This window comes from Dubosiella newyorkensis (assembly GCF_001945605.1).
GTDB classification, from domain to species: Bacteria; Bacillota_I; Bacilli_A; order Erysipelotrichales; family Erysipelotrichaceae; genus Dubosiella; species Dubosiella newyorkensis.
This window is the reverse complement of record NZ_MPKA01000083.1, coordinates 1-25023: the sequence shown is the minus strand read 5'-3', so window position 1 is coordinate 25023 and position 25023 is coordinate 1. Positions and strand designations below refer to the sequence as shown.

At 41.9% G+C, this 25023-nt stretch carries 26 protein-coding genes, 5 tRNA genes and 1 other annotated feature; of the genes, 10 read left to right on the top strand and 21 right to left on the bottom strand.

All coding sequences use genetic code 11. From position 1 onward, the window contains the following. Window positions 1-471: 471 nt before the first annotated feature. From BO225_RS08250 to BO225_RS08235, 4 genes are all read left to right on the top strand, one after another. A tRNA-Val gene (locus BO225_RS08250) sits at window positions 472-547 on the top strand. Between the two features lie 8 nt (window positions 548-555). Continuing rightward, window positions 556-631 (top strand) — tRNA-Thr (locus BO225_RS08245). Window positions 632-634: 3 nt separating this feature from the next. After that, window positions 635-710: transfer RNA gene (locus BO225_RS08240), tRNA-Lys, on the top strand. 9 nt (window positions 711-719) lie between these two features. After that, window positions 720-793: transfer RNA gene (locus BO225_RS08235), tRNA-Gly, on the top strand. A gap of 119 nt (window positions 794-912) precedes the next feature. On the opposite strand, the gene BO225_RS08230 is transcribed toward BO225_RS08235, so the two are convergent. The 6 genes from BO225_RS08230 to BO225_RS08205 form a co-directional block, all read right to left on the bottom strand. After that, entirely contained in the window at window positions 913-2592 is a 1680-nt protein-coding gene (locus BO225_RS08230; protein WP_076341764.1) for an alpha-glucosidase, read from the bottom strand. 143 nt (window positions 2593-2735) lie between these two features. Then, window positions 2736-4676: a lysine--tRNA ligase gene (gene lysS / locus BO225_RS08225; RefSeq protein WP_076341763.1), complete on the bottom strand. Its 1941-nt coding sequence runs from the start codon at window positions 4674-4676 to the stop codon at window positions 2736-2738. 30 nt (window positions 4677-4706) lie between these two features. Then, window positions 4707-4913: a binding site (T-box leader), on the bottom strand. Window positions 4914-4944: 31 nt separating this feature from the next. Beyond that, window positions 4945-5775 (bottom strand): DegV family protein, encoded by an 831-nt coding sequence (locus BO225_RS08220; protein WP_076341762.1) that lies wholly within the window; start codon window positions 5773-5775, stop codon window positions 4945-4947. Next, window positions 5756-6190: a MarR family winged helix-turn-helix transcriptional regulator gene (locus BO225_RS08215; RefSeq protein ID WP_076341761.1), complete on the bottom strand. Its 435-nt coding sequence runs from the start codon at window positions 6188-6190 to the stop codon at window positions 5756-5758. The genes BO225_RS08220 and BO225_RS08215 overlap by 20 nt, the downstream gene beginning before the upstream one ends. A 100-nt stretch (window positions 6191-6290) precedes the next feature. Then, on the bottom strand, window positions 6291-7124 hold the full coding sequence (locus tag BO225_RS08210) for a DegV family protein (RefSeq protein WP_076341760.1): 834 nt from the start codon (window positions 7122-7124) through the stop codon (window positions 6291-6293). Beyond that, on the bottom strand, window positions 7118-7735 hold the full coding sequence (locus BO225_RS08205; RefSeq protein WP_076341759.1) for an L-threonylcarbamoyladenylate synthase: 618 nt from the start codon (window positions 7733-7735) through the stop codon (window positions 7118-7120). The genes BO225_RS08210 and BO225_RS08205 overlap by 7 nt, the downstream gene beginning before the upstream one ends. 104 nt (window positions 7736-7839) lie before the next feature. Between BO225_RS08205 and mnmE the strand changes: the two genes are divergently transcribed. Beyond that, window positions 7840-9168, top strand: coding sequence for a tRNA uridine-5-carboxymethylaminomethyl(34) synthesis GTPase MnmE (mnmE, locus tag BO225_RS08200; RefSeq protein ID WP_076341758.1), 1329 nt, complete (start codon window positions 7840-7842; stop codon window positions 9166-9168). Window positions 9169-9188: 20 nt separating this feature from the next. Continuing rightward, window positions 9189-9590, top strand: a complete 402-nt coding sequence (locus tag BO225_RS08195) for a DUF1622 domain-containing protein (RefSeq protein WP_076341757.1) — start codon at window positions 9189-9191, stop codon at window positions 9588-9590. 40 nt (window positions 9591-9630) lie between these two features. Here the strand turns inward: BO225_RS08195 and BO225_RS08190 are convergent, their stop codons facing one another. Continuing rightward, complete coding sequence (locus tag BO225_RS08190) at window positions 9631-10734, bottom strand: aldo/keto reductase (protein WP_076341756.1); 1104 nt, start codon at window positions 10732-10734, stop codon at window positions 9631-9633. Window positions 10735-10795: 61 nt separating this feature from the next. Beyond that, on the bottom strand, window positions 10796-11587 hold the full coding sequence (locus BO225_RS08185) for an HAD-IIB family hydrolase (RefSeq protein WP_076341755.1): 792 nt from the start codon (window positions 11585-11587) through the stop codon (window positions 10796-10798). A gap of 96 nt (window positions 11588-11683) precedes the next feature. Between BO225_RS08185 and BO225_RS08180 the strand changes: the two genes are divergently transcribed. Next, window positions 11684-12736: a metallophosphoesterase gene (locus BO225_RS08180; RefSeq protein ID WP_076341754.1), complete on the top strand. Its 1053-nt coding sequence runs from the start codon at window positions 11684-11686 to the stop codon at window positions 12734-12736. A 9-nt stretch (window positions 12737-12745) separates the two neighbouring features. Here BO225_RS08180 and BO225_RS08175 read toward each other — a convergent pair whose 3' ends face one another. From BO225_RS08175 to BO225_RS12400, 11 genes are all read right to left on the bottom strand, one after another. Next, on the bottom strand, window positions 12746-13636 hold the full coding sequence (locus tag BO225_RS08175) for an ROK family protein (RefSeq protein ID WP_076341753.1): 891 nt from the start codon (window positions 13634-13636) through the stop codon (window positions 12746-12748). Between the two features lie 45 nt (window positions 13637-13681). After that, window positions 13682-13990, bottom strand: coding sequence for a PTS sugar transporter subunit IIB (locus tag BO225_RS08170; RefSeq protein ID WP_076341752.1), 309 nt, complete (start codon window positions 13988-13990; stop codon window positions 13682-13684). Window positions 13991-14093: 103 nt separating this feature from the next. After that, a complete protein-coding gene (locus BO225_RS08165) occupies window positions 14094-14660 on the bottom strand; it encodes a hypothetical protein (RefSeq protein ID WP_143356803.1) in 567 nt (188 codons plus the stop codon). Window positions 14661-14680: 20 nt separating this feature from the next. Continuing rightward, window positions 14681-15217 carry a hypothetical protein gene (locus BO225_RS08160; protein WP_076341750.1) on the bottom strand — a complete coding sequence of 179 codons (537 nt, stop codon included), beginning with the start codon at window positions 15215-15217 and terminating at the stop codon, window positions 14681-14683. Window positions 15218-15395: 178 nt separating this feature from the next. Beyond that, window positions 15396-15725: a PTS sugar transporter subunit IIA gene (locus BO225_RS08155; protein WP_076341749.1), complete on the bottom strand. Its 330-nt coding sequence runs from the start codon at window positions 15723-15725 to the stop codon at window positions 15396-15398. A 26-nt stretch (window positions 15726-15751) separates the two neighbouring features. Then, on the bottom strand, window positions 15752-17041 hold the full coding sequence (locus BO225_RS08150; protein WP_076341748.1) for a PTS sugar transporter subunit IIC: 1290 nt from the start codon (window positions 17039-17041) through the stop codon (window positions 15752-15754). Between the two features lie 45 nt (window positions 17042-17086). Next, window positions 17087-17395 (bottom strand): PTS sugar transporter subunit IIB, encoded by a 309-nt coding sequence (locus tag BO225_RS08145; protein WP_076341747.1) that lies wholly within the window; start codon window positions 17393-17395, stop codon window positions 17087-17089. A gap of 279 nt (window positions 17396-17674) precedes the next feature. After that, window positions 17675-19570 carry a BglG family transcription antiterminator gene (locus BO225_RS08140; RefSeq protein WP_076341746.1) on the bottom strand — a complete coding sequence of 632 codons (1896 nt, stop codon included), beginning with the start codon at window positions 19568-19570 and terminating at the stop codon, window positions 17675-17677. 80 nt (window positions 19571-19650) lie between these two features. After that, window positions 19651-21741: a sodium-translocating pyrophosphatase gene (locus tag BO225_RS08135; protein WP_233120311.1), complete on the bottom strand. Its 2091-nt coding sequence runs from the start codon at window positions 21739-21741 to the stop codon at window positions 19651-19653. Between the two features lie 134 nt (window positions 21742-21875). Beyond that, complete coding sequence (locus BO225_RS08130) at window positions 21876-22130, bottom strand: hypothetical protein (protein ID WP_076341745.1); 255 nt, start codon at window positions 22128-22130, stop codon at window positions 21876-21878. A gap of 66 nt (window positions 22131-22196) precedes the next feature. Further along, entirely contained in the window at window positions 22197-22373 is a 177-nt protein-coding gene (locus BO225_RS12400; protein ID WP_158023818.1) for a hypothetical protein, read from the bottom strand. A 275-nt stretch (window positions 22374-22648) separates the two neighbouring features. On the opposite strand from BO225_RS12400, the gene BO225_RS08125 reads away from it, so the two are divergent. Together BO225_RS08125 and BO225_RS08120 are read left to right on the top strand one after the other, a co-directional pair. Further along, on the top strand, window positions 22649-23362 hold the full coding sequence (locus tag BO225_RS08125; protein ID WP_076341744.1) for an XRE family transcriptional regulator: 714 nt from the start codon (window positions 22649-22651) through the stop codon (window positions 23360-23362). A gap of 86 nt (window positions 23363-23448) precedes the next feature. Next, complete coding sequence (locus BO225_RS08120) at window positions 23449-23871, top strand: hypothetical protein (RefSeq protein WP_076341743.1); 423 nt, start codon at window positions 23449-23451, stop codon at window positions 23869-23871. An 84-nt stretch (window positions 23872-23955) separates the two neighbouring features. On the opposite strand, the gene BO225_RS08115 is transcribed toward BO225_RS08120, so the two are convergent. After that, window positions 23956-24030, bottom strand: a tRNA-Glu gene (locus BO225_RS08115). A 71-nt stretch (window positions 24031-24101) separates the two neighbouring features. After that, window positions 24102-24284, bottom strand: a complete 183-nt coding sequence (locus BO225_RS08110) for a hypothetical protein (RefSeq protein ID WP_076341742.1) — start codon at window positions 24282-24284, stop codon at window positions 24102-24104. Window positions 24285-24630: 346 nt separating this feature from the next. Between BO225_RS08110 and BO225_RS08105 the strand changes: the two genes are divergently transcribed. Continuing rightward, window positions 24631-24927 carry a helix-turn-helix domain-containing protein gene (locus BO225_RS08105; RefSeq protein WP_076341741.1) on the top strand — a complete coding sequence of 99 codons (297 nt, stop codon included), beginning with the start codon at window positions 24631-24633 and terminating at the stop codon, window positions 24925-24927. Window positions 24928-25023: the final 96 nt, after the last annotated feature.

Sequence of the window (25023 nt, the reverse complement as noted above, 5' to 3'; positions counted from 1 at the left end):
GTGGCGGGTCTCTTTGATTTCGGGATCGCGGAAAGAGAAATAGATCTGAAGATACAAGCCATTTTTGAGATGCGATTTTTTAAGGAAATAAGCCATGAAAACGTCCTCCGTGTAAAACACCTTAACATCATTATTATAGCATATAAAAAAATAATTCAAAAAAAAGATGCACAAAAAAAATCCCTTTAAATAAGGGATAAACAGATAGTATATGAGGATAAGAGGTCAAAAAAAATGGTGCTAAACCCGTAAAGACGGGATGTGTTTAAATAGGGGAACAGTCAGTATACTCCATCGCTGACTGTTACAGCCAACGAAAGTATTTGTCCCATCAACAGATGTTTTCAACTCTCCCGAAAGCTACCAGGTTTTATCCTCCTTTGGTAGCTTTTACTTTTTTTAAAAAAATTTTGCGAAAAGCGTTGACAGAATTAGATTCTCGATATATTATAAATGAGCGTTAAGAAACACGGAGGCTTAGCTCAGTTGGGAGAGCGTCTGCCTTACAAGCAGAGGGTCAGCGGTTCGAGCCCGTTAGCCTCCACCATGTTTAATGCCGACTTAGCTCAATTGGTAGAGCAACTGACTTGTAATCAGTAGGTTGTGGGTTCAATTCCTATAGTCGGCACCATGTGACCCGTTAGCTCAGCTGGTAGAGCATTTGACTTTTAATCAAAGGGTCGGGCGTTCGAATCGCCCACGGGTCACCATTTTTATTCGCAGGTGTAGTTCAATGGTAGAACTTCAGCCTTCCAAGCTGACTACGTGAGTTCGATTCTCATCACCTGCTCCATTTGAAAGTAACTTACGGCTATACATGCTCGTAAGTTTTTATTTTGGCTGAAATATAAAAAGCGTAGATTTCGCAGCGATATCTACGCTTTTTATATTTTCTTCAACCAACAAGCTTTTTTATTTTTTGATTTGATAAACGATCCCTTCGTATGGTGTAAGATCCATCTCCTTCTGAAGCTCTTTTTCTTCCTCGTTGCTCAAAAGCAGCTGAGCATTTCCTACAAGTTCATCCGGTAAAACGACATGCTGTGGGGATCGAGAAAAGTTGCACAACACGACAAGCGATTCATTCTCTCCTTCTCGAGAAAAAACATACACGTTTTCATCTTCTTCCAAATATTGTTTATAGACACCATTTGTGAGAATCGGAAGTTTATGTCTCAAATCGATGAGCTTTTGATAAAAATAGAAAACCGAATCAGGGTCTGCTAACGCTTCTTCCGCATTGATCGTTCGATAATTCGGATTCACGCCGATCCATGGCTGTCCGCTTGAGAAACCACCGTTTTTCTGATCGTTCCACTGCATTGGCGTTCTCGCATTGTCTCTGGACATTCGATAACCCCCTTCCATAAACGTATCCTCGCTTAATCGTTTCGAATCCTTCACAAGCTCCTTATACGCGTTCAAGATCTCTACATCCTTATAATCCTCGATCGAATCAAAACGAACATTTGTCATTCCGATCTCTTCGCCTTGATAAATATATGGCGTTCCTTGATGCATATGGAGACAGAGTCCTAACATTTTCGCGGACTTTTTGCGCCATTCTTCGCTCGCGTTCCCAAAACGGGATACGATTCGAGGCTGATCATGATTGTTCCAATATAAAGAGTTCCAGCCTTGATCCGCCAATCCCTCTTGCCACTTTTTGAAGTTTTGCTTCATTTTCCTTAAGTCAAAAGGAATAGGTGTCCATTTTCCATATTCACCTTGGTCGATCGACATCATTTCAAATTGAAATACCATGTTCAATTCATTTTCATCTGCACTCGTATATTTCTTCGCCTCTTCTACCGTGACTCCAGGCGCTTCTCCAACTGTCACGATATCGTACTTCGATAAAACATTGCGATTCATTTCTTTCAAGAATTCGTGAACGCGCGGTCCGTTTGCTGTATAGATCATCGAATTCCCATATAAACCTCCATAGGTCGGAGCGTCCAAGAAGCGTTGATCTTTTGAAATCAAATTGATCACATCCATCCGAAAACCATCTACGCCTTTATCGAGCCACCACGTCATCATGGAATACACTTCTTGACGAACTTTTTCATTTTCCCAGTTCAGATCGGGCTGCTTTGTCGCGAAAAGATGCAAATACCATTGATTTGTCGCCTCATCCTTCTCCCAAGCCGATCCCGAAAAAACGGAGCCCCAATTGTTTGGTTCCGTATCTCCATCTTTCCAAATATAATAATCCCGATACGGATTTTCTTTGGAAGATCGTGCCTCCAAGAACCAAGCATGCTCATCCGAAGTATGATTGACCACAAGATCCATAACGATCTTCAATCCTTTTTCATGGGCTTCCGCTAAGAAGGCGTCAAAATCCTCCATCGTTCCAAAGTCTTCCATGATCGCGCGATAATCGGAAATATCGTATCCATTGTCCGCGTTTGGCGAAGCATAAACAGGGGAAAGCCATAGCACATCCACACCTAAAAGCTTCAAGTAATCCAATTTCTGGCGGATCCCATTCAGATCGCCGATCCCATCTCCATTCGAATCCATGAAGCTTCGCGGATAGATTTGATAAATCACACTATTTTTCCACCAATCTTTTCTAGTTTCCATTTCTTCCTCTCCTTTATGTTTGATTTATCTTTATTGTAGTGAATACGGGCTTTGACTTCTAACACCTTTTACAAAGAAAATCACACAATCTATAAAACGATGAAGATCGATACTTGATCTTCATCGTTCAATTTATAGAAGTCTTAATACAATTTAGCCCCTGCAGGAATATGATCATTCACGATCAAAAGATGCAGTCGTTCTTCTCCATTTTCTTCATGGATCGCGCTTAACAACATACCACACGATTCGATTCCCATCATGGCGCGTGGCGGCAAATTCGTGATCGCGATCAAAGTCTTGCCGACAAGTTCTTCTGGCTCATAGTAAGCGTGGATCCCGCTCAAGATTGTCCGATCCTTGCCTGTACCATCGTCCAAAGTAAATTGAAGAAGCTTCTTTGATTTTGGAACAGCCACACATTCCTTGACTTTCACTGCCCGGAAATCCGATTTACTGAAAGTATCAAAATCGACATCTTCCTCGAACAATGGTTCTACTTTGACATTCGAAAAATCAATGACCTCTTTTTCCTTTGGTTCTTCCATCTTTGGCTTTTCTTTTTTCTTTGAATCATCATTCAAATTTTTCATATGCGGGAACAACAGTACTTCGCGAATCGTCTTTTGATTCGTCAAAAGCATCACGAAGCGGTCGATTCCAAGACCAACACCGCCTGTAGGAGGCATACCGTACTCAAGCGCCTCAATATAATCGACATCCATTTCATTCGCTTCATCATCGCCCAAGTCTCTAAGTTCCAATTGCTTTTCAAAACGCTCTCTTTGATCGATCGGATCATTTAATTCCGAGAAGGCGTTAGCGTATTCGCTTCCACAAATAAAGAGCTCATAACGATCGGTAAATCGAGGATCTTTCGTATTCCGTTTCGCTAATGGCGAGATCTCGATCGGATATTCATAGACAAAGGTCGGCTGTTCGATCGTCTCCTCCACAAATTCATCGAAGAACAACGAAATGATATGTCCTACTGAATTGTGCTTTTTCTCGACCACGATCCCCTTTTCTTCGGCTAGCTTCTTCGCTTCTTCAAAACTCATTTCTTGTTTAAAATCAATACCTGTCTTTTCTTTTATGGCTTCGCACATCGTAATACGCTTAAACGGTTCACCAAAGTGCAGATTGACTCCCTTATATTCAATGTCTGTAGTGCCTAGCACTTTTTTCGATACGAACTTGAACAAGCCTTCGATCAGATCCATCATGCCATGCAGATCCGAATAAGCGACATACGCTTCGACCGTCGTAAATTCTGGATTGTGCATTGGATCCATTCCTTCATTCCGGAAAAGACGGCCAATCTCATAAACGCCCTCGAGACCGCCAACGATCAAACGCTTCAAAGGAAGCTCGGTCGCGATCCGCAAATAGAATGGCATATCCAAAGTATTATGATGCGTGATGAATGGTCTAGCTGCCGCGCCGCCAAGAATTGGCTGCAAAACAGGTGTTTCAACTTCCATAAGACCTTGTCCATCCAAATACTCTTGAATAGCACGAATGATGCGAGGACGAGTCACCGCGATCTTTTTCGCTTCTGGATTCATGATCAAATCAACATACCGTCTGCGATAGCGTTCTTCCGTATCTGTCAAGCCATGAAACTTTTCTGGCAGCGGCCGAAGCGATTTTGACAAATGAGTATACTCTTTGGCGCGAATTGCAAGATCCCCATGATCCGTCTTCATGAGAGTTCCTGAAATTCCTACGATATCGCCTAAGTCGTTCTTTTTAAAGATCTCATACGCATCGTCGCCTACCGTATCTTTACGAACATAGATCTGGATCTGTCCATCAAGATCTTGAATATGCATAAAGCCCGCTTTTCCCATTCTGCGTTTGGTCATGATCCGCCCAGCCACAGTCACAGGAACTTGTTGTTCTTCGAGCTCCTCTTTTGTATAGTCGCTATAGATCGGAAGAATATCGCCAGAACGATGGGTCCGCTTGAACGCCGATCCGAAAGGATCTACACCCATCGCCTTTAGATCCTCCATTTTTTGGCGTCTTACTCTTTCTTGTTCCGACAACTTTTCTTGTCCTTTTTTCTTTTTTTCTGCCATTTTATCTCCTTTTCCACAAAAAAAGAGCACTCCAGGGACGAAGTGCTCGCGTTACCACCCTGATTCGTTTTCTAGTTGCCTAAAAAACCTCAAGAACCGATCCGGTCCAATCCTTTAAAGCAGGAATTACTGTCGCTCCCAAGCCTTTCTTCCCTATGCTCGATCTCTCTTTTCCACCAACCAAGAGCTCTCTATCGATCAAAAAACATACGTACTCCTCTTGTTCATCGCGATTCTGTGGTAATCGTACATAACTTATTCTATTTTGTCAATTGGATTTGGCTGCATACGCGATTGCGATCGCGCCAGGGCCAGCATGGGTCCCGATCGCCGCCCCTACTTGATATATTGTAGGATCCTGGAGCGAAAATTTAGAAGCGAGAGCGTCTGTGAACCAAGAAATATCGTGCGTCTTTCCCGTATATCCAAAATACACGTTTGATAGATCGGCCCCCTGTTCTTCGAGTTGTTTTGTGATTTCCGAAAGGATCGTTTTCTTGCTGCGAGCCTTCGAGATCACCTCCACCTTTCCGTCGATAACGCTTATGATCGGCTTGATCTTCAAGAAGTTTCCTGCCATGTAGGCCGCCTTCGATAAACGCCCTCCCTTATACAAATATTCTAACGTGTCGACGATCGCTAAAAGATGAGTTCTTTCTTTCAAAGCATCTAGCTCTTTTTTGATTTCTTTCGCGTTTTTTCCTTCGTCACGAAGACGGATCGCTTCCTCGACAAGTAGACGCAAAGAAAGTGTGACTTGTTTTGAATCGAGCACTTCAATATTTTCGCGCTCGCTCATTTCTTTGGCGAGAACCGCAGACTGATAGGTTCCTGACAATTCTTTGGCGATCGGGATCACAACAATCTCATGCTCCCATTCATCGTACGCCTTCAAAAAGGCGCCAGGAGAAGGCTGCGACGTTTTAGGTAGCGACGGGCTTTCTAAAAGCAAGTCATAAAAAGCGTCTGGTTCTATATCGATCCGATCTTTATAGTTTTTTCCTTGACATTCGATTTCCATCGGAACGAGTGAGAGTTCCTTTTTTTTGATTTCTTCTAGCGTATAGTCGCTCGCAGAATCAACAATGAGTTTTACCATGGTCTTTTTCCCTTTCCATTTCTTTCGCTATTTCTTTTAGCATCGTTTCTAAAAGCAGGACTTGCTCATAGGTGTAACTATTTCGAATATGATTCATCACGCTTTCGATATATTCGTCATTTTTTCGATAGAGCCTTTTTGCTTTTGGCGTCACCTTTAAGTGCGCACTTCTTTTATCCGTCTTCGATTCCACTCTTTCTACATAGCCTTTTGCGATCAATTGATTGATCTTGTAGGTCGCATTGGATTGCGATATATGCATATAGTTGGCATATTCGAGGATCGTTGGCTCTTGCAACAATTCGATCACATCGATACTGAACGCTTCTGGCAAACTCAGCTCCTTCGAACAAAGACTTTCATAAAAACTCTCTCGAAAAAGGTCATATACATATTTAAACTCTTGATTGATCACATGTCCTCCATTTACTTAAAATATTTTAATTATATTTCTGTTTCAGTCAACAAATACTTAAAAAAAATATATAAAAAGCACTTTCAGAAAGTGAAAGCGCTTATTTATAATAAAAGACTATACATTTTAATCCCGGTCCTGTATGGGTGCCGACTAGCGAGCCAATCTGGGAGACGTCCACATCTTGAAATGGATACCCTTTTTTCATCTCTTCAATAAAGTCTTCCATTTCTTCTGGCTTATAGGGGCCAGAATAGCCAAAGTACGCTTTGTCTAAGACAATATCATGCTCCTTCATAAGCTTCTGGATCTCCTTGACTGCTTGTTTTTTTCCGCGCGCTTTGGAAAACATGGAAATTTTTCCGTTTTCCAATCCAATGATCGGATGCAGTTTGATAAAATTCCCAGCTAACATCGCCGCCTCTGAAATACGACCGCCTTTATATAAGTAATCCAGTTTATCGACGATCGCGATCAAACGAATATGATCCTTCATTTCTTGGATCGCTTCGGCTATTTCTGACGCGCTTTTTCCTTCATCGCGCATTTTGATCGCTTCATAGACCATCCAACGAAGCCCTTGGGAAGTAAAATTCGTATCGACTACATAAATGTCTTCTCGCTCAGAGATCTCTTTTGCCAGCAACGCACTTTGATACGTTCCCGACAACCCTTTCGATAAAGGAAGAACCACGATCTCTTCTTCTGGATATTTGTTGTAGAGATCCAAAAACGCGCCAGGAGCTGGCTGTGAAGTTTTTGGCAAATGATCCAATGAAGAAAGTTTTTCATAGAGATCATCGGGTGAAAGCTCGATTCGATCTTTATACGTGCAATCATCAAATTCAATATTCAATGGAACGACATCGATACCTAGCACTTGCCATTGTTCAGGAACGATATCGCATGTCGTATCCGTAATGATCCTTACCATTCAAATCCTCCTCTCCTGCATGATTGAATGATTTCTTCTTTACGGATCGGTCCTTCTCGCAAAACAACTGGAATACCATTCGAACAAGAAACGATCGTGCTCGCAACTCCCCCCAGGCATTGACCATCGACGACCCCCTCGATCATTGGCAATGCTTGCGCTGCTTCTTCATAAGTGAGCGCGCTTGCTTCTCCGGACTGATTCGCCGATGAGACCATCATCGGCCTCCCTAATCGTTCAATCAATCCAAGCAGCTTTGCTGAATCCGGCATCCGGATCGCAATCGTATCTTTTCCATTTGTATATTCTTTCGATACATTTTGTTTTAAAGGCAAAACGATCGTAAAGGCCCCCGGCATCCACTCTTTAATCAACCATTTGGCCAATGGATCGATCTGAGCGACCGATTCGATCTGCTCCAGGTTGGAGACCATCATCGGGATCGGCTTTTCTTCTGGTCGATGCTTCGTATGTTTAAGGGAAGTCAAATCGTTCAAATCACCATATGCCACGCCAACCCCATACACTGTATCGGTAGGAAACGCGTAAATCTTATGCTGATTGAGTCCTTCCACGATTTCTTCGGTATCATCCCATGTCAGTTTTTTCATAATTCGCTCCTTAGTCCCTATTTTAACATTTTTTGTCCATTTTTTCTTTCAAACACTCTTTGAGATTCCATGATAGAATAAACTCATTCTAAAGGAGGTTTCTTATGTTTTCAGATACGATCGCAGCAATTTCGACTCCGCTGCAAGAAGGCGCGATCTCCATCATTCGAATCAGTGGCGAAGACGCCTTGCCTATCGTAAACTCCATCTTTTCAAAAGATCTCAGTCAAAAAGAATCGCATACGATTACCTATGGATATATATATGATAACGATACTCTCGTGGATGAAGTGCTCGTTTCTGTATTTCGTGCGCCAAAAACATATACTCGAGAGGATGTTGTAGAAATCAATGCGCATGGTGGCGTTTTTATCACGCGCAAGATCTTAGGCCTTCTCCTTCAAAGAGGGGCTCGACTTGCAAGACCGGGCGAATTTACCCAGCGGGCTTTTTATCATGGCCGGATCGATCTCGCCCAAGCAGAAGCTGTCGAAGAGTTGATCGAAGCGAACAGCGACGCTTCCGCTCAGCTTGCGATCGAAGGAGTACGAGGCTCCATACGCGCGCTTTTAGAACCATTGATCGATGATTTGATGGACATCATCGCAACGATCGAAGTGAATATCGATTATCCTGAATATGAGGATGTGGAAGAACTCACATTTTCAAAACTACTTCCTAAAACGAATGCATGGCTAGAAAAGATCGATCAGATCTTGGTTCGGGCTAAGAGTGGACAAGTCGCGAAAAATGGAATCGATACAGTGATCCTTGGCCAGCCCAATGTAGGAAAGAGTTCGCTTCTCAATGCTCTTCTCGACGAAGAAAAAGCGATCGTGACAGATATTGCAGGAACAACTCGCGATATCGTGGAAGGCCAGATCCAAGTCAAAGGGGTTCGTTTGAATTTGATAGACACGGCCGGGATCCGAGAAGCGAAAGATACGATCGAGAAGATCGGCATTCAAAAATCAGAGCAGATGCTAGAAAAAGCGCAGCTCGTCCTTTTAGTGTTCGATGCTTCAAAACCGCTCGATGAAGAAGATCGCCGACTTTTGTCGCTCACGAAAGATAAACTTCGACTTTGTCTTTATAATAAGTCCGATCTTGTGAAAAAAATCCCTGAAGAGGGGATCGTGATCTGCGCGAAAGAAAAAAAGATCCAATCTTTGCTAAACGCTCTTGAAAAGCTCTATGAAGAAAATGTATTATCTGAAAAGCCTCTTTTGTCTAATGAGAGGCAAATTGGTTTACTCCATTTAGCGAAGGAAGATATGATGAGAGCGAAACAAGCCATGGAACTAGAAACAGAGCCTGATTTGATCGAAATCGATATTCAGAGCGCCCATGACCACCTCAAAGAAATTTTAGGAGAGGTTTCTAGAGACGACTTGCTCGATACTTTATTTTCTAAATTCTGCTTAGGAAAGTAAGCATTGAAAGGAAGATCTAGATGCATGAAGAATTAAACCACTTAGTCAGTACGTTCGCGGGTCTCTCGATCGATTTTTTGGAATTGATTTCAATCGGTATTATTTTATATACGACCTTTTTAGCGTTCTTTAAATTGTTGAAGCACGATCCAAATGCGCGCGTTTATTTATTGCATGGACAATCGATCGGACTGACATTCAAGCTAGGAAGCGAGATCTTGCGAACCGTGACTGCCCGGAATATGGACGAACTCTTGCAGATCGGAATGATCATTGTGATCAAGGCCGCGATGACTTGGTTGATCCATTGGGAATTGAAGGGAATCGAACATGAGCAAAGCGCCATGTCTGCAAGCAAAAAAACATTGGGTGAAGTGATCCACAGCAAAATGAAGGAACACGACGAAGCCCCAAAACAATAAAATGAAAAGGCCTCTATTTTTCTTTCTAGAGACCTTTTTTCTATTCAAAACTTTCCGATACTTTTTTTAATGATTCTACGATCGGCAAGTGTTGAGGACACATCCTTTCGCATTGATGGCATTCGATACAATCGCTCGCTTTTCCATGCGTTTGGATCGCCTGGTCATACGCTTTATCATGCCCTTTCGAAAGAGTTCTTTGCCGTTCGTTATAAAGCTTGAAATATTCGGGGATCCAAATGTTTTGAGAACAGCCCGCCACACAATATTCACAACCGGTACAAGGGATCGCCACCGTTTTCCGGATCTTTTCCCCGGCTTCAAGCACGATTTTTTGTTCTTCCTCGCTCATAGGAACAAAATTTTCCATGAAAGATATATTGTCGAGCATTTGTTCAAGTGAAGACATGCCTGACAAAACCATACGAACGCCTGGCAAAGAGGCCGCGAACCGGATCGCCCACGAAGCGTTGTCTTGTTCTGGATCCGCTTTTCTCAAATCCGCTTCGATTTCTTTCGGAAGATCGATCAAGCTGCCGCCTTTGATCGGCTCCATGATCACGATTTCTTTGCCATGTTTTCTCGCCACTTCATAACAAGCTCTCGATTGAACATTTTCAGCTTCCCAATCTAAATAATTGATTTGAAGCTGGACAAAGTCGACTTCTGGATGATCACTCAAGATCTCGTCGAGCTTTTCTGGAGTATCGTGGAAAGAAAAACCAAACTCCTTGACTTTCCCTTCTTCTTTCATTGTTTGCACGAATTCGAAGGCCTTGCATTTTTTAGCTGTTTCATACAGATCTTTCGTTAAGCAATGGATCAAGTAGTAATCAAAATACGAAACCCCCGTTTTTTCCAACTGTTCTTGAAAGATCCGCGGACAGTCTGCTTCTTCTTTTAAGTTGAAGGTCGGCAGTTTGTCGGCTAGACGAAACGATGTGCGTGGATAGCGTTCGACGAGCGCTTTTTTTACGGCTTTTTCACTTTCTCCTTCATGATATGGATAGGCGGTATCGACATAAAGAAAACCTTTCTCTAAAAAGATGTCGAACATCCTTTCTACTTGTTCAAGATCGATGCTCTTGGGATCGTTTTCATCAAGCAAAGGAAAGCGCATGCAGCCAAATCCTAATTTCTTCATACTTACCCTTCTTTCTTTTAGGGTTATTATCCCATCTTTATCGTTATTGAACAAGTTAGAGTCAATCGAAGAGCGATTCGATCACTCTCGCCACCCCTTCCTTGGCAGGAGGCGGGCAAATGTGTTTGGCCGTGCGTTTGATTTCTTCAAGAGCTGAGCTTGGAGCGTAGCTATGTTGGGTTAGCGAAAGCATGTTGCGATCGTTTTCTCCATCACCAAATATATATAGATCGTGACTTGAAATCGCATATTGTTTCATAAAATATTGAATTTGTATTTGTTTATCGATTCCTTGGGGCATGATTTCGATCCAGAAGCGTCCAATCCTCAAGATTTGATACGCTTTGAATTGGCGACGGATCGCATCTAGGTGTCGTTTTGTTCCTATATAAAATAAGACGATGATCTTATCGATCGGTTCATTTTGGTTCGAATACGTTTTTAGACGACTTCTTTGACGTAGTCTTTTGATGGCTGCAAATCGTAGCAGAAAAGAAAAGACCGTGTTGATCTTCATTTCTTGATCGGGAAGGTCGACCATGATCAGAAGAGAATTGAATCGGAAAGAGCGGGCGATTTTTTTCACTTCTTTTGCTGAAATACCTTGTTCTTTATGATAAGTGCCTGTCTTAAAGTCATAACGTTCAAGCCCATTCAAACCAATCAACGCTCCATTTTGAAAGGATGCCATTTCCAACTGCTCAACATATAGTTTCATATTTTTTAGACTTCTCCCACTTGCTAAGATCAAGCGGCCGTTTTTTTGAAATTTCTTTAAGGTTTTGATCGTATGCGGATGTAATGTTCCATGGTCTAGAAGTGTTCCATCTAAATCGGTAATGATTGTTTTCATACTTTTATTATTTGTTTTTTTGTTTGATTCGCAAGTCTTAATGCATTGTTTTCATTCTTTTAATGATTCGGTGGTACACTAACGGTGATGTTAGGTATGGTTTTTTTTCAATTACTCATTTGTGTCTATGTTTCCTTTTTGATCTGGGACTGGTGGACGATCATAAAAAACGATAAGTCGCAATGGAATCCTTGGGTCGTCTTTTTGGCTTGTGCGATCGTTTTCATGCCTGGTATGTATAAAAATTCTTTGTACTTTCCTTTTGTTTTATATACCTTTGTTTTTACACTTCTCATTCAGGGAATTCAGTGGTTTCGAAAGAAGCGCGTATCTTTTTGGATGCTTCTTCTTTGTGCCTTTTGCGCACTCAGTTATACAGTGTATGGCGCCTTTCATTTTCAAGAGCGGATCGAGATTGAATATTCGCTGGAAACAGAAAAGAAAGTCAAGCCGACGCGGGTTTTATTTTTTTCGGATCTCCATTATCCGAATGGTATGGATATTGGCTCCCTAGAGGTGCTTGTTTCCAAGATGGCGCAAACCGATCCTGACATCGTCTTGATCGGTGGCGATATAACGGATGAACAAACAAGCAAAAAAGATATGGAACAATGCATTCATGCTTTAAAGACTTTGAGCAAAACGGCCGATGTTTTCTATATTTATGGCAATCATGATTTGCAGCCAAAAATATGGAATAAAAAATTTACCCAAAGTGAATACGAATCCAATTTAAAAAAGGCGAACATTCACATATTGAACGATCAGATCGCAGAATCGCATGGCATGGTGATTGCAGGTCGAAGCGATTATTCTCTAAAGCGAAAAGATCGGATTTCGGTAGAAACGCTTTTAAAGTCGGTCCCAAAAAGTCAGTTTACGATTTTAGTCGATCATCAGCCGATCCAAACGCAAGAGGTGATGGATAGCGGCAAAGTGGATTTGATGATTTCAGGTCACACACATAATGGTCAATTGTATCCGTTTGGCTATTTGATGGATCTGTATTGGAATGTAGATTTGCGATACGGGCTTCAAGATCGTGGGGAGCTGACGGCGATCACTTCTTCGGGCGTGAATGGTTGGGGATTTCCGGCAAGAACGATGGGCTCAAGTGAATTTGTGGTCATCGATATTCAAGAAAAATAAAGAGATGGATCAATTTTCCATCTCTTTTTGGCGTGCGAATAAGATCGCGCCTAATAGGTTAGCGTCGTTGCTGAAGCGGCAAGATTCGATCCTCGTTGAAAACAAGCCTTGGAATGGGAGCTTGATTTCGCTTTGGATCATGCTTCTGAGCTTTTCGATAAACCACTCTTCTTGCGAGATCCCTCCGCCTATGCAAATCACTTCTGGGTTATAGAATATGATGATCTGAAAGAGTCCGGCGCAAATATTTCGGCACCATTCATCAAAAGCTTTGATCGCCATAGGATCTCCTGCATGATATTTTTCTGTGATTTCTGTACCATATTGAACTGGTTGATCGGCATACCGGTTATAAATCGAGATCAAAGCGCTCATCGAAGCGATTTCATATAAGAATTGAATCGATCCATCCTCTTTAAAACCGATCGGAAGGTTTGAAAATTCGCCAGCGATACGGTTTACCCCTTCAACAACATGGCTATCGTCACAAACGCATCCTCCAATGCCTGTTCCAATCACGAAATAAACACTTGATGCTGTTCCTTTTCCGTTTCCGATCTGCATTTCGCAAAATCCTGCGCTTTTTGCATCGTTGAGGACATGAACAGCTTTATGTGTTCTTTTATGGATTTCATCTCTCACATTGGTTTGATACATGATACAAACATTCTCCGCGGCTTTTGAAAGAATGGTCGAGTCCATCGCCAATACACCAGGAGCACTCACTCCAATATATCGAATGTTTTCTAACGGCAAATCCGAACACAAATACTCATAAAATTGATCTTTATTCTTGTGTTTGATCGTCTCTTTTTTCCATTTACGGACAATTTGATTTTCATCGTCTACAATGGCGTATTTAATAAATGTTCCGCCAATATCGATTCCTAGATCTAGCATTTAATTCTCCTTTCTGAAAAAAAGCTCCCCAAGGAGCTTTTCTGCCTATTTCTTTGCGAGTTTTTCAGCGAGTTCCAAAACGGCTTTTCCGTTGCAGCGTCCATAATCAGCCATTGGAATCACGTCGAGAGGTACACCCGCATCGGCGGCTGTTTTTTGCGCTTTTTTCTTCAAGTATCCAACTTGTGGCCCTAAAAGAGCAACGTCAACCCCATCAAGACGGCGGTCTAACTCATTCACTGGGTATGCTACGATATCAACTTCTTTTCCTTCTTTTTTAGCTTCTTCGATCATTTTGTTTACTAATAGGCTAGTTGACATTCCAGCAGCACAGAATAAACGAACTGTTAACATTTTAAATCCTCCTATGTCGCAATTACTTATATTTGTAAGTGCTTTCTAATGAGATTCTACCTCATTCATCTTGGAAAAACAATATGAAATTGAAGCTTAAAAACTACATTGGATTGAAGGCGACACGAGGATCTTCAAGTCCGTATTGCATGGCTAAGTTGGAATAATGTTCCTGAAAATAAGGGACAAATTCCTTTTTGAACGCGCGCTCATTTGGGAAATTCGCAAATACATCAAATTGATCGATCACTGGAACATTTATCGGTCTTAGCTGATCAATAATCGTTCTAAATGAATAATCGGCTGGGAACTCCACTTCGATTTCCTTATCGTCTTTTAGATGAATAACAAGATCGAAATTGTACATGACATTGAGTGCCATCATCACGCCGCCTCCAGCCCAGCGTCTAGCAACTACGAAGAAATCCATCCATTTGATCTTGGAATACGGAATGGTAAATGTATCGTTGAGATCTTGTAGCCGGTATAGTTCTATTTCATTATAGCGGAATTCGCATCCGCGGATAAACGGATGCGACATGCTCATAGAAGGATCGATCGCAAAACCTGACATCGCAGCCGCTCTTTTCAACATTGTTTTCGTCTTGCTTGCATAGGATTTCTTCCTTTTCTCGGTCATAAGGCGAGCGTAGTAATATTTTTGTCTCATTTCGTTCCCTTCCTTCTTTTTCACCATTGTGTCTTTTTGAAGCCGATCCGCGGATCTTCAAGACCGTTCTGCTGCGCGATTTCATGATAGTTTTTCTCAAAATAAGCGGAAAAGTTTTCTTTGAATGATTTTTCATCTGGAAAACGTTTGAGTAGATCTAGGTGATCTATCACATACAACCCGTTTTTATTCAAGTCTTCGACAACTTCTCGGAATTCATAGAAGGCTGGAAATTCGATTTCGATCTCATCGTATTTGCGATGGATGACCAGGTCAAAGTCAAACCACGGGATCATCATAGTAAGAATCGTAGTCCCCCAACACCGCCGCACGACAAGCAGTTCGATCCACTTGATTTCGGAATATGGAATCAAAAGTGAATCTTCCTGCTTTGTCAACCGCCACAAAAAGATTCCATCATAACGGAAATCGCAGCCATATATAAATGGATAATTTAATGGCGCTCTCCGACTGGTCATAATGAAGTTAGGAATATAGTGCGGCGTCTTTTCCTTTCCGTTCACAAAAGCGTCTACATAATAAAACTTGTCTAGCACAATCCCCCTTCTTTCATAAATAAACATTATAATTGTATTTCTGGTTCCTTTATGTATCTTTAGAATATAAAATTAAAAAAATATGAATGTTTATTATAAAAAGAAAAAGTGCGCTTGTATTTCCCGCTTCCACCACATAAAAAAGAGATCCGAGATTCGGATCTCTTCATTGAATGTATTAAGCTACTTTTGCTTTCAAAGCGTCAAGTTGTTTGTAGACTTCGATGAATTCTTCAACCATCGCTTTAAAAGATTCAGCACCCATCATTTGGTCTTCTGCGTGGATCAAGATCAACGAGACTTCTGGAGAATTTCCAGCCGCTTCTTGCTGAACTAATGTAGCATGCGGAGCATGCCCTTGGTTCAACATTTCGTCGCCTTCTTTGATCATTTTTTCAGCTTCTTCATAGTCGCCTTCTTTTGCGGCTTCTAGAGCAGCCATATATGCAGATTTAGCACCGCCTGATGCAGAAATGATTTGAAAACAAATTAATTCTAATCCTTCCATAGAATTCTAATTTCCTCTTTTCTAGTTTATTCAGCAGCTTCCTGTTCTTCTTTATACAATTGGTTGTCATACATCTTGATGAATGGGAAGTATATGAAGAACGATCCCACGATAACGATTGCCTGCCATACCATTGTCTTCCAGCCATTAACCAATAGACCAGAAATAATTGGAGGTGTTGTCCAAGGAACAACGACACCTGTAAACATAGGCAAGATTCCCCATTGGATCAATAAGTAAGTCAACGCACCAGAAAGCACTGGAGTCAAGATGAATGGAACCGCAAGCATTGGGTTCAATACGATCGGGGTACCGAATAAGATCGGTTCGTTGATATTGAAGAGACCTGGCCCGATACCGAGTTTACCGATCGAACGAAGCTGTTCAGATTTTGCGAAGAAGCAAAGGTAAACTACAAGACCAAGAGTCAAACCAGAACCTGTAACTGTACAGAATTGGTCGATCAATTGAGATGTAAAGATATGTCCACCGTTGGCAACTGTCAGTTCGCGACCGGAGTCGAGAATCGCCTGGTTGTCCGAAACGTTGGCTGTCAGGATACCACCCATGACACCACCGACAATCGTCGCACCATGGATACCGAACCACCACAGGAACGTAACGAGGAACTGGTGAGCGATGACACCACCCAAGTTATCTGTCAAACCTTGCAAAGGCGCTTGGATCATTGCGTATACCCATTGCATGACTGTCGTATGCATCGTGATATCAACGATATAAATGATCGCTGTCCATCCCACGATGATGGCTGCCGCAGGGATCAAAGCTGTGAACGCGTTGGCAACACCTTGAGGCACGCCGGCAGGCATTTTGATCGTGATATCTTTTTTCAAGAACCAGCAATAGATCATACCTACGATGACACCAAATACTAAAGCGCCAACCATACCTTGACCAGCAAGCCAAGTACGATCGACAACGCCGCCAACCGCTTCTTCGTTGAACATAACCGACTGCGGTTGGGACATCAACCAAACAGACAGCGAGATAACCGCGGCCGGCATACCTTCGAATCCTTCGTTTTTCGCGTAGGTGTAGGCGATACCCATGGCTGCGATCAAAGACATAATGTTAAACGTGTTCGCGTACGTCGTCGTGAAGATGTCGTACAAACCAACACTGGTCAAAAATTCACCAACCGCGGCGATTGGAAACTGTTGCAAAAGCAAGAATACAGAACCTACGATCATCAGAGGCATCGAATACAACAAACCGTCTTTCAACGCCTGCATAGGTTTCGTGTTGATAAAGCTCATCACTGGAGGTATGACTTTATCATTAATAAATTCACTCATCTTTTTCTCTCCTATTTTCCTTTTCTGTTTTTTTGTTTTAAAACCTTATTTTTTCGCCAGTTTCTCAGCGAGTTCCAATACCGCTTTTCCGTTGCAGCGTCCATAATCGGCCATTGGAATCACATCAAGGGGTACTCCGGCATCTGCCGCTGTTTTTTGCGCTTTCTTTTTCAAGTAACCAACTTGAGGTCCAAGAAGAGCGACATCCACGCCAGCAAGACGACGATCGAGTTCGTTGACAGGGTAAGCCACGATGTCAACTTCTTTTCCTTCTTTTTTAGCTTCTTCGATCATCTTGTTTACAAGTAAGCTTGTCGACATGCCAGCAGCACAGAATAATCTGATTGTTAACATTGATATCCTCCTTTCTATTTTATGATTACCACAAACGTGGTAATTTTCATAAAAATGATAACGTTTTCTTTCGTTTCACACTTTAATTATAGTATTCTTCAACTAAACTTCAACAGAATATTTTACTAGAATAAAAGTGGTAATTAAGCGCTAACAAGGAGATTATACTGAATTTTTCCCGATATTTCTACATTGTTCACAAAATTTGCCCATTTTTGGAACAAAATGCTTACCATGATCCCACGTTAACCCACATTGCCACAAACGGAAAGGGCAGAGTCAAATTCCTAGCAATTCGATGAAAGTCGAGAAGGTCGGATTTTGGATCAGCTCTTGGATCGCTTCTTTATTCAGCGCAAATTTCGCGGTGATCTCATAAAAACGCTGACGATTCCGACTATCCTGACTGCCTGGAGAAGACAACAAAACAACTTTGACCATTTCATCGTTCCAGATGATCGGCTCTTTCAAGATCGCGATATACGCAAACGTGTAAGCCGAACAAATACGGTTGGGATGCGGCATAGCGATCATATTGTTGTACATCATATGTGGATATTCTTCACGTTGCATCACAAGATCATAGAAATCATCCGAAACATCTTCTTGCTCCTCTATGATCGTGCAAATTTGTTTGAGCACGCTCTCCTTGTCGTCGCCACTAATATTCGTCAAAAAACGCTTCGGCGTATAGAAATTTCGCAATTCATTCGACTCAGCACGCCATAAAGCTTCTTCGATCGACTGAATATCATGATCATTCATAAAAGAATTGATCTCAAAGATCGGCTTAGGCACTTCTACTGTCAAAGGAAGTGTCGTAAAGACATAGTCGACAAGAGAAAAATCAAAATTCCTCAACCCCATCAGATCGGATACATATAAATGATTGATCGTGTTGGAAAATATCTTTTCATATTTGAGCTTGAATAGATTCATTGCTGAAGTCGTGACATTAGAGACGATGAGCACGTTAGACTTTTTCAAAAACTCTTCCGAATCTTTATCGAGTTGAAGCGCGAAAATCAAAGCCAAATATCCAATTTCATCTTCCGAAAGCGAACGATGATAATGGTTGACGAGCACGCTTGAGGCGCGTATAGCCATATCATAAGCGAGCGAATAATTTTTCTTGATCTCCTCGATCATTGGATTCGTAAGCGGAAGACCATAGCGCATACGAATATCGAGCGGAACAAGATGACGATTCAACGTCATGCGCAATTCAAAATTATTTGGAAAATTGATCTGAAACTCCGTTTTGATCAATTCGATCATATCGAACGATAATTGATCGATCTCTCGATTAAAAATAAAATTATCATCGCTCTCGATCGAATAGCCACCGCCCGCCATTTGTTTCCCGCCTAAATACAGTAAAATATAATTCTTTTCATCATTGGTGTACGTAATATTATATTTATTCTCTAACGTCTCGATCAGCTCGTTCGAGAAGCTTGATTCCTTGATCCCGATCGCATTGAAACTTTCCACATTTAAATTCAAGTTCACGAACTTGCCGCTCAACATTCGATTGATACCTACGAAAACATAATTGATAAAACTATTCAACGCGACTTCGGTCAAATGCAAATCATATTTGTTGAGCAGTTCGATGATCGTATGCGCGAGCCAATACTGTTCTGTTTCTTGCTGTATAAGCCCTTCTAGATAGTTGTCTTTGAGCAGCATGTAGCAAAGCAGTCTTCGAATATCGAACTCTTCCCCCTCGATCCGGATCCCTTGCGACGGCTTTCGAATACACGACAAAGAATATTGTTCCAAGATGCTTTCGATTTGCCGGATCGAATTCGTGATACTGGTCCTCGAGACATATAGCTGCGAACACAAATCTTCGATCTTGATGAAATCGCCCCTCATCAACAATAGGCGCAATAAATACGTATTTCGATCATAATCAGCTAATGTGTTTTTCGAATTGACTTCGCTAAGCAAGTTTTTAAACGCTTCTTGATCCACGATGACTAAACGATACCCGTAATGAGGTTTGGATTCGATTTTCGAACCATACTTACGCAAAGCGCAATCAAGCTTTTTAATATCATTCCGAACTGTTTTAAGACTCACATTCAATTGTTTTGAAAAATACGTGGCGGAACGAAACTCATTTTGATCCATTAGATCAAATAATTCTTGCTGGCGGATCCCTAACATCTCTCATGCCTCCCTATCCTAAAATCATCTTAACAAAGTAATTTCACAAAAAAAAGACCGAACGATAGTTCGGTCAATCGTTATTGAAACAAGAAGCTCAATAGAGGAGTCAGCTTCATAAGAACTGGAGCTAGCATCAAAGAAATTACCGACATCAACTTGATCAAGATATCCATCGCCGGCCCTGCCGTATCTTTGAATGGATCTCCGACCGTATCGCCCGTAACTGCCGCTTTATGAGAATCAGAACCTTTTCCTCCAAATTGCCCGCTTTCGATATATTTTTTCGCATTGTCCCACGCGCCGCCAGAATTGGCCATGAACACCGCGAGCATGATCGCTGAGATCAAAGCCCCGATCAACATGCCTCCAAGACCTTGGCAGCCAAGAAGGATACCGATCAAAATCGGAGATACGATCGCGATGCAGCCAGGAACGATCATTTCTTTCAAAGCTGCCGCCGTCGAAATATCGACACACTTGGCATAATCCGGTTTCGATGTGCCTTCAATAATTCCTGGATCTTCTTTAAATTGACGACGCACCTCATTGATCATATGGTTCGCCGCTTTCCCTACCGAACGGATCGTTAAAGCGGTAAAGAAATAAGGAAGCATCGCGCCAAAAAGCAATCCGATCAAGACACCCGGCTGCAATAACGAGATCACTGTCAAATCCGCCGCTTCCGCAAACGCAACGATCATCGCCAACGCGGTGAAGGCAGCCGAACCAATACAAAATCCTTTTCCCATCGCGGCTGTCGTGTTGCCCACAGAATCTAGACGATCCGTGATCTTACGAACACCTGGATCCAGCTCGGCCATTTCCGCAATACCGCCCGCATTATCCGAAATCGGACCATAGGCGTCAACAGACACTGTAATTCCGCAAGTAGAAAGCATTCCAACTGCACCAAGCGCGATCCCATACATTCCAAAAAACAAATACGATAAAATGATGCCGCCCACCAACGCGAGGACAGTCAACATCGTCGATTCCATTCCCACCGAAAAACCAGCGATGATATTTGTCGCATGGCCAGTCTGAGATTCCGAAGCGATCTCTTTGACTTTTCCATATTCATCCGAAGTGTAGTATTCGGCGATCTTTCCTAAAAGAATACCCACGATCAGTCCAGTTGCTACTGAAAGGAATGGCATGAACGTTCCAAACAACCAAGAACTTGCCAAACAAGCGGCGAGCAAGACGATACCAGTAGCCACATAAGTCGCGATCGATAACGCTTTTTGCGGATTCTCCCAATTCTTCATCCGCACGAACAATTGCGCTAAGATCGAAGCGATGATCCCGACAGCTGCGATCAAAAACGGGAAAAGGGCCGCCTGCAATGTATAATTTTCACCTAAGATCGTGACTGTCAAACCTAACGATATCGCAGAAACGATCGAACCAACATATGATTCAGTCAAGTCCGAACCCATACCGGCAATATCCCCGACATTATCACCAACATTGTCAGCGATAACAGCAGGATTTCGTGGATCGTCTTCCGGGATACCCGCTTCGACTTTACCTACCAAGTCGGCGCCTACATCAGCCGCCTTCGTATAAATACCGCCCCCTACACGGGCGAACAAAGCGATGAACGAGCAGCCAAGCGAATAACCAGCGACAACGGGAACCGCTTGGATCGGATCCCCTAAAACAAATGTGAAGATCATATATAATGCCGCAAGCCCTAAAAGACCAAAGCCTACGACGCTGATCCCTAAAACAGAACCACCATTGAACGCGATGTTGAGCGCCTTTGACATTCCTCTTTCTTTCGCGGCCTGCGCCACTTTCGCGTTAGCCATCGTGGCCGCCTGCATTCCGATAAATCCAGCCAAGCCGCTGCTAAAAGCACCCACGACAAAGCAGATTGCGCCATTCAAACCAACGCCATCGATTCCCTGGAGCGATGGAATAAAACCAAGCCCGCCTAAAAGAAGAGCGACAACAATGATAAAAATGATAATGATCTTGTATTCTCGCTTTAAGAATGCCATAGCTCCTTCATGAATATAAGAGCTTAAGGCCCGCATTCTCTTGTTTCCTGAACTTTCGTTTTTAACAGTCATGAATAAGTTCAGCGCATAAAGCAAAGCAAGAACAGCGATCACGATGATGGCTCCTAAGATCGTCACCATTTGAGTTGAAGTAAATTCCATAATCTCTATTCCTTTCTCAACTTAAAAACTAGTCCTATTTTAACGCTTTCAAGCAAAAGTGTAAACGGTTTCAAAACCCTTTTTTCGCATTTTTCCCATAAAAAAACCGATTTTTAAATAAAATCGGTTCAAAATTACCATAATTTTGGTCGAATTCCTAAAATATTGAACAATTGAACATAGTTGTCATACGTATGGATATTCCCGTCATGATTCCCCATTTTCGCATTCGCGATGAACTCGAGCGCTTCATTATTTGTGATCTTTGTGCGCTTTCCCTGTTCATCTTCAACATAATAGGCTACAGGGTTCGTATTCGTATCCACTTCCGCTGGACCGATCTTGTACCCGTATTCTTTGATCGCGTCTTGATGTGTTTTATTCGGCATATAGAACCTCCTTATTTAGATTCTATCACACTCGTTTCTTGAATACTTGTAAGTCGACTATTCGTTTTAATGCGGCGTCTCCATCATGAAAGAAAGTAGAATCAGACCAGCGCTCAGGATGCAAGTCAAGATTTTCTGTATCCGCATTTGTTTTTTCTTGGCCAGCTCCTCTTCCCGCTGCTGCTTGATGAGAATATTTTCCTCTAAATGATTGTTGATCATGTCCATAAATTCGTAACTCATCGTGTACCATCCTTTCTTAAATCACATTAATTCTGTACATGCGGATATTAACACAGAAAATATTAGAATTCAATCCAAAAAAACATATAAATTCTGATAATTTATCTGTATTTTTCTTTATGCTTTTGGTATTATAAATACAGAAAAACAAAATTCTAATCGTATCCAGGAATTATGTAAAAAAGAAAGGAGCGCTTCTTACTTTATACGGTTAGGATCCATCGGATTCCTCTTTTTGGAAATGTTCGATATTTTAAATAAGAAGCGATGCAGATATGTCTTTATCCAATCAGATCCGCCAAGCGCGAAAACGTAAAAAAATCACTCAAGGCGACTTAGCCAAGATGCTTGGAAAAACAAAAAACGTGATTTCTAACTGGGAACGAGGAGACAATAAGCCTGATGCAGATATGATCTTGAATCTATGCCGCATCTTAGATGTGGATCCCAATCAGATCTTGGATTGGAGCGAAGATCAAGATTACGCAGAGCTCTCGACTCTCGAACAAAAGCATATAGAAAACTATCGTTCACTCGAATCGTGGCAAAGAAAATCGATCGATGAACTGATCCTTCGCTTTCTCGATCACACGGAAGAAGAAACCCTCACGGACACTCCGGTCATCCAAGTTCCTTTTTATCAAGTCTCTCCAGCAGCCGGAAGCGGGAACTATATGGATGAGAATGTCGATCAAGAAACGATCGAGCTTGAAGACACGCCAGCCAATCGCAAGATCGACTATATCTTGAAAGTAGATGGACACAGCATGGAGCCTAAATTCATGGATGGCGAATACGTGAAAGTAAAGAAGCAGCAATCCGTCAACATCGGCGAAGTCGGCATTTTTGTCGTCGATGGCTCTTCTTTTATCAAGGAATACCATTCCAACACGCTTCACTCGATCAATCCAGCTTATTCCGATATCTTGCTCAAACCGGAAATGGATGTTCGCTGCGTGGGAAAAGTCCTCGGAAAATTCCATCGATAAGCCAAACACCGACTGTCTATTGCATAACAATTGAACTTCAATTTTCACGAACGTAAGATAATTACGAAAGGATATAGGTAATAGACATGGAAGCAAAAGGAAGTACTTTACTGAAAACAACAGGCTATCTATTCGTTATATTAGGCGTCATCACGCTATGTATCCAAATCGGCGGGATGATCTCGGATGATATCATCGGAACGATCCAAGGAAGCGTCCTTGGACAAATGTTTATCCTCGATTCCGGAAGATTAGCCGTTGGCATGCTCGTTTCGGTCGCTGAGATCGCTGTTGGATATTTAGGCGTCAAGATGGCCTCGAACCTTCTATATACAAGAACACTTAAATGGTATGGTTTCGGAATGATCGCCCTTTTCATTTTAGAAGCCTTCTTCTACTATAGTGAAAATGGAAATCTCAACTGGATCGCTTATTTGATCGTGATCGCTCTTTCGGTCCTCTATTTGATCGGCGCTTATTTAAATGAGAAAAGTGTAAAGAATCAATAATTTTGTCCTTTGAGTCTTGCTCAAAGGACTTTTTTTCTAAAAAAATAAAACCCTTAAGGAATATCCTTAAGGGTTTATAGACTATGGTAGCGCGTACGGGACTTGAACCCGTGATACAGCCTTGAGAGGGCTGTGGCTTAACCGCTTGCCGAACGCGCCATTTACTAGTAAACTATACCATACTTTTTTTCAGAAAAAAACACCCAAAAAGAAAAAAGAGCGCTAGCGCTCTAACAATTCATGATCCGTTCGAACCGATCCTCGATCGAACTCGAGGATTCATGAGACGCTCGATCTGGATGAGAGAGAGTCGCGATCAACTTTCCATGTTCAAACACAAAAACCTCTTCTTTCTCGAGTCGTTTCATAAAATATTGAATGTTTTTTTCAAACTCTTCTCTTGCTACGATCATACTTCCTATCTCCTCTATCCTTATTATAAGAAAAGAGATACGAAGTGCAAGTGATTTGTTAATTAATTCACAATATCGAATCTAGCCGAATCATCGACTCGATCGCCCCTTCAGGATCCACCTCCGGCTCCAAAGAAACCGCCTTTGAAAAACCTTTATTCTTTAAAAAATCAAACAAAGACAGAAAGTCGATCTCTCCTTCACCCAGAATACGATGCTCGAACGGCTTTGCTATATAGATTATCCTAAATAATCCGCCTTTGCTCAAATGACTTGTTCAAATCATTTAACACTTAAACAATAAAGCGTTTCAATAATAAAGATAGATAGAAAGAAGTGTATCTCTATGAATCCAGCTTTATCAAATGATGAAATTCTCGAACAACTCAAAACTCTTGAAAAAGACCATCCTACTCATCGTGTTTTTAACCATTGCATGGTCGTGCGCCTTTCTCTGGAAGGCTATACGCAGCGTGAAATTGCCAAAATCGTCGGCTGCAATCCGTCCACTGTCAATCAGATCCTCAAACGTTTTCGTGAGCAGGGCGTAGAAGGATTGGTGCCGATCAAACAACAGGGACGTCCTCATTTTCTTTCTTCTGACAAAGAAAATGGTACTATGTCAAGTTTGAGGACAATCTAAATTTCTGTTTTTGACAAATCCGAAAAAATTTGTTCCGCTTTCCATTGACTACGGGTCCCTATCCCTAAGAACCCATTTCTTGTTGCTTTTCAAACT